Source organism: Chitinophaga sp. GbtcB8, assembly GCF_019091455.1.
Lineage (GTDB): Bacteria > Bacteroidota > Bacteroidia > Chitinophagales > Chitinophagaceae > Chitinophaga.
Genome location: NZ_JAGXJN010000079.1, coordinates 1 through 4,126, shown reverse-complemented (window position 1 = coordinate 4,126; position 4,126 = coordinate 1). Strand labels below are relative to the sequence as shown.

The following is a 4,126-nucleotide window of genomic DNA, read 5'->3' as shown; positions in this document are numbered from 1 at the left end:
CTGTCTGCTATTCACGAACAGTCTCCTGACATTAACCAGGGCGTAGACCGTAAGAATCCTGAAGAGCAGGGCGCCGGCGACCAGGGTATGATGTTTGGTTATGCCAGCCGCGAAACAGATAACTATATGCCCCTGGCCCTTGACCTGGCGCATAAGCTGCTGCTGGAGCTGGCTGCTGTACGCCGCGAGAATAAAGAGATCAAATACCTGCGCCCCGATGCCAAATCACAGGTAACTATTGAATATTCCGATGATAACAAACCGGTGCGTATAGACACCATCGTTATATCTACCCAGCACGATGATTTTGATAAGGACGAGCAGATGCTGGCCAAGATCAAGGAAGATATGATCAAAATTGTAGTGCCCCGCGTAAAAGCCAGGCTGAAACCGGAGCTGCAAACACTGTTCAACGACAAGATCACTTACCACATTAACCCTACCGGCAAGTTTGTAATAGGCGGCCCGCATGGTGATACCGGCTTAACCGGCCGCAAGATCATTGTGGATACCTATGGCGGTAAAGGTGCACACGGTGGTGGCGCTTTCTCCGGTAAAGATCCTTCCAAGGTAGACCGTTCTGCCGCATATGCCACCCGCCACATAGCCAAGAACCTGGTAGCTGCCGGTTTGTGCGATGAGGTGCTGGTACAGGTATCTTACGCTATTGGCGTTGCTAAACCCTGCGGTTTGTACATCAATACTTATGGTACTGCAAAAGTGACGCTGAATGATGGTGATATTGCCCGCAAGGTAGAAGAGATCTTTGACCTGCGTCCTTACTCTATTGAGCAAAGGTTAAAGCTGCGTAACCCTATCTACAGTGAAACTGCTGCTTATGGCCACATGGGCCGCGATAGCCAGGTAGTGACCAAGGTGTTTAATAAAGGCAAACAAACAGAGAAGAAAGTGGAAGTGGAGCTGTTCACCTGGGAGAAGCTGGATTATGTGGATAAGGTGAAACAGGCCTTCGGCTTATAATTAATAATTAAGATTAGTTCTTCAATAGAAAAAGTCCTGCATGTTACATGCAGGACTTTTCGTTTATAGGTGATAGTTGCAATGATCACATTTTCGTGATCTAACTACCACCACGATTATTAATTCTTAAGTGAGCGCAGCGTTGCCAGCGCTTCACTCACATGCTTCTCCGCATCCCGCATGGAGTTAAACTGGTGCACCACCACGCCGTTCTTATCCACCACATACGTTACCCGCCCGGGGAATACAAAGGTTTTAGGCACGCCAAATAATTTCCGTACATCATTGGCAGTATCGCTTAATAAGGTAAAAGGCAGCTGATGGTGCTGTGCAAATGCCTTGTGGGATTGCACCCCATCGTTGCTGATCCCAATTACCTTAGCGCCGTACTGTTTAAACTGTTCAAACGCATCCCGGAAAGAGCAGGCTTCCTTGGTACAGATGCTGGTTTCATCTTTCGGATAAAAGTAAATGACTAACGGCTGCTTGCCTAAGACCGTTGAAAGGTCAAATACATTTCCATCCTGGTCTTTTAACCGGAACACCGGCACCTTAGAGCCTACCTTTACCTGGGAGTGCGTAGAACAGCTGCCTAACAGCAGGATACCTGCCAGCAGCAGGCTGCTAAATATGAATTTTCTGAGTTGCATAAGCCTTGTATTTAAACTGTACGGCCGGTGAGGGCAGCACAACAGGTACAGGCAGCAAGTTAAAACAGAAAGTTGATACCGAACTGCAGATCGTTAAAACTATGATTGGGCGTAATACCAAAGGAATGGGAATAGGCGTCTGCATGTCCACGATTCCTGTAACTGTAGCTCACTAAAGAAGCAAAAGATGCCTGTAGCGAGATGTTGCTTTTAAGCCGGAACATTAACCCGGGATTATAAAAAGCTTCCAGTCCCCAGGTATTGCTATTTATTTGCTCACCGGTTCCATAGTTGCTTTGCGATTTGGAATAGTCGCCGCCAATGCCCAGGTCATTAAAAACAGAAAAACGGCTTTGCCAGAGGGGGATATCAAACCGGATAAAAGGCCGGAAGCCGTAGCTGTTTTGTTTATACGTAGTGATATTAAGGTCCGGGTAGTCCGTTGCATAATGATTGTAGCCAACGGATGCGCCAATACCTATATTTTTCTTTAAGTAATGAATATAGGTGGCGTTAATAGCAAAGGTTTTACCGTCATAATTGCCACCGTTAGGCTCTGTGCCACCGGCATTGGAGGTAAAAAAGGAGAGGTTACCCCCGATCAAATTTTTCTTAAACGGTTCCTGTTCCTGCGCCCGGGCCTGGGATTGAACAAACAACAGGAGGGTTACCATACAAACTAACGTTAAAGTTCGCTGCATACTAAATGGGTTTTGAGTGAATGAATATAGATTGTGAACAGGCAGCAATCTAATCAGTAAACACCTATTACATTGTTAAAGAATGTTATTTGTTTCCTTAGGGAATGTTAAAAAGTGTGAATGCGTTTTAATTATTATTTTTGGTCCTTAAACTTTACAAGCATTGAAAACCATACTGAATGGAACGCAGTTGGCCATTACTATAGACCGGCTTTGCCACCAGCTCATAGAAACGCATTTGCACTTTGAGCATACGGTGCTGATAGGCTTGCAGCCCCGGGGTATCTACCTGTCAGACAGGATCCACCATACCCTGCAAAAGCTGCTGCCAGGTACGCCCATCCCTTATGGTAAGCTGGATATTACCTTTTACCGCGATGACTTTAACAAAGGCGCCGCTTTGCATGTACCCAGTGAAACGGATATTAATTTTTCCATTGAGAATAAGCGGGTAGTGCTCATAGATGATGTGCTGTATACCGGCCGCACCATCCGCTCTGCATTGGATGCGATGCTGGATTTTGGCCGCCCGGCTACAGTGGAGCTGCTGGTACTGATAGACCGCCGCTTTACCCGTCAGCTGCCCATTCAGCCAGACTATACCGGCCGTACCATTGATGCCATTATCAGTGAAAAAGTACGGGTGCTCTGGCAGGAGCGCGACGGTAAAGATGAAGTGATCATACTGGAATAGTAAAAATTCGGTAGCCGGATTTTAATTTTCACCTGTATATTTGCACCTTAGAATGTCACTCTCCGTAAAACATCTACTCGGCATACGCGATCTGGAACGTCAGGATATAGAGCTTGTTTTTCAAACAGCTGATCAGTTTAAAGAGGTGTTACAACGCCCGATTAAGAAGGTTCCAACCTTGCGTGATACTACTATTGTGAATGTATTTTTTGAGAACTCCACGCGTACCCGCATCTCTTTTGAGCTGGCGGAAAAGCGGTTGGGAGCGGATGTGGTCAACTTCTCCGCTTCCGGTTCTTCAGTCTCTAAAGGCGAAACGCTGATAGATACCGTCAACAACATCCTGTCTATGAAGGTAGACATGGTGGTGATGCGGCACTCAGCCAGCGGCGCGCCGCACTTCCTGTCCAAACACATACAGGCGCCCATTGTAAATGCAGGCGATGGGATTAACGAACATCCCACGCAGGCTTTGCTGGATGCATTCTCCATCCGTGAAAAGCTGGGCAGCGTTACCGGTAAAAAGGTAGCCATCTGTGGCGATATCATGCACTCCCGCGTAGCCTTATCCAACATTTACTGCCTTAAAAAGCTGGGTGCAGAAGTAACGGTGGTAGGCCCGCCTACACTGATACCCAAGCACCTTGAAAAAGCTTTAGGCGTAAACGTTACCTATAACATCCGTGAAGCGCTGGCCTGGGCCGATGTGGCCAATGTGCTGCGCATTCAGCTGGAAAGGCAGAACACCCCGCTGTTCTCCTCCCTGCGGGAATACTCCCTGGCATACGGTGTAAACCGCCGCCTGCTGGACAGCCTGCAGAAAGACATTGTGATCATGCACCCGGGGCCTATTAACCGCGGGGTAGAGCTCAGCTCCGATGTGGCAGATTCCGGCCAGTCCATCATCCTCAACCAGGTTGAGAACGGCGTGGCCATACGGATGGCCGTGTTATATCTGCTGGCTGGTGGCAAAAAAATGAATACTGAATAAAACGGCATGCGCACAGTACTCCTCCTCATCGTTTCCAACACCTTTATGACCTTTGCCTGGGACGGGCATTTCAAACACCAGGATATGGTGTTGTGGAAGGTGATCCTCA

Annotated in this window: 6 protein-coding genes; 4 read left to right on the top strand and 2 right to left on the bottom strand. The window is 47.7% G+C overall.

Going from position 1 to position 4,126, the window contains the following annotated elements:
- A partial coding sequence (metK, locus tag KVT36_RS31375) for a methionine adenosyltransferase (RefSeq protein ID WP_217607372.1) occupies positions 1-981 on the top strand: 981 nt, incomplete at its 5' end.
- Between the two features lie 119 nt (positions 982-1,100).
- Here metK and KVT36_RS31370 read toward each other — a convergent pair.
- Together KVT36_RS31370 and KVT36_RS31365 are read right to left on the bottom strand one after the other, a co-directional pair.
- Entirely contained in the window at positions 1,101-1,631 is a 531-nt protein-coding gene (locus KVT36_RS31370) for a peroxiredoxin (protein ID WP_217607371.1), read from the bottom strand.
- Positions 1,632-1,690: 59 nt separating this feature from the next.
- The gene (locus KVT36_RS31365; RefSeq protein WP_217607370.1) at positions 1,691-2,332 is read right to left on the bottom strand and encodes a porin family protein; all 642 of its coding nucleotides are present in this window, start codon (positions 2,330-2,332) and stop codon (positions 1,691-1,693) included.
- A 163-nt stretch (positions 2,333-2,495) separates the two neighbouring features.
- Here KVT36_RS31365 and pyrR point away from each other — a divergent pair, with 163 nt between their 5' ends.
- The 3 genes from pyrR to KVT36_RS33050 form a co-directional block, all read left to right on the top strand.
- Complete coding sequence (gene pyrR / locus KVT36_RS31360) at positions 2,496-3,026, top strand: bifunctional pyr operon transcriptional regulator/uracil phosphoribosyltransferase PyrR (RefSeq protein ID WP_089917158.1); 531 nt, start codon at positions 2,496-2,498, stop codon at positions 3,024-3,026.
- A 52-nt stretch (positions 3,027-3,078) separates the two neighbouring features.
- Positions 3,079-4,017, top strand: a complete 939-nt coding sequence (locus KVT36_RS31355; protein ID WP_217607369.1) for an aspartate carbamoyltransferase catalytic subunit — start codon at positions 3,079-3,081, stop codon at positions 4,015-4,017.
- Between the two features lie 6 nt (positions 4,018-4,023).
- The coding region (locus KVT36_RS33050) for a DMT family protein (protein ID WP_217607373.1) at positions 4,024-4,126 on the top strand (103 nt) is incomplete at its 3' end.

Excerpts from the sequence above, each read along its gene's own strand:
- KVT36_RS31370 (WP_217607371.1), bottom strand. The coding sequence starts at position 1,631 with ATGCAACTCAGAAAATTCATATTTAGCAGCCTGCTGCTGGCAGGTATC.
- KVT36_RS31365 (WP_217607370.1), bottom strand. The coding sequence starts at position 2,332 with ATGCAGCGAACTTTAACGTTAGTTTGTATGGTAACCCTCCTGTTGTTT.
- KVT36_RS31355 (WP_217607369.1), top strand. The coding sequence starts at position 3,079 with ATGTCACTCTCCGTAAAACATCTACTCGGCATACGCGATCTGGAACGT.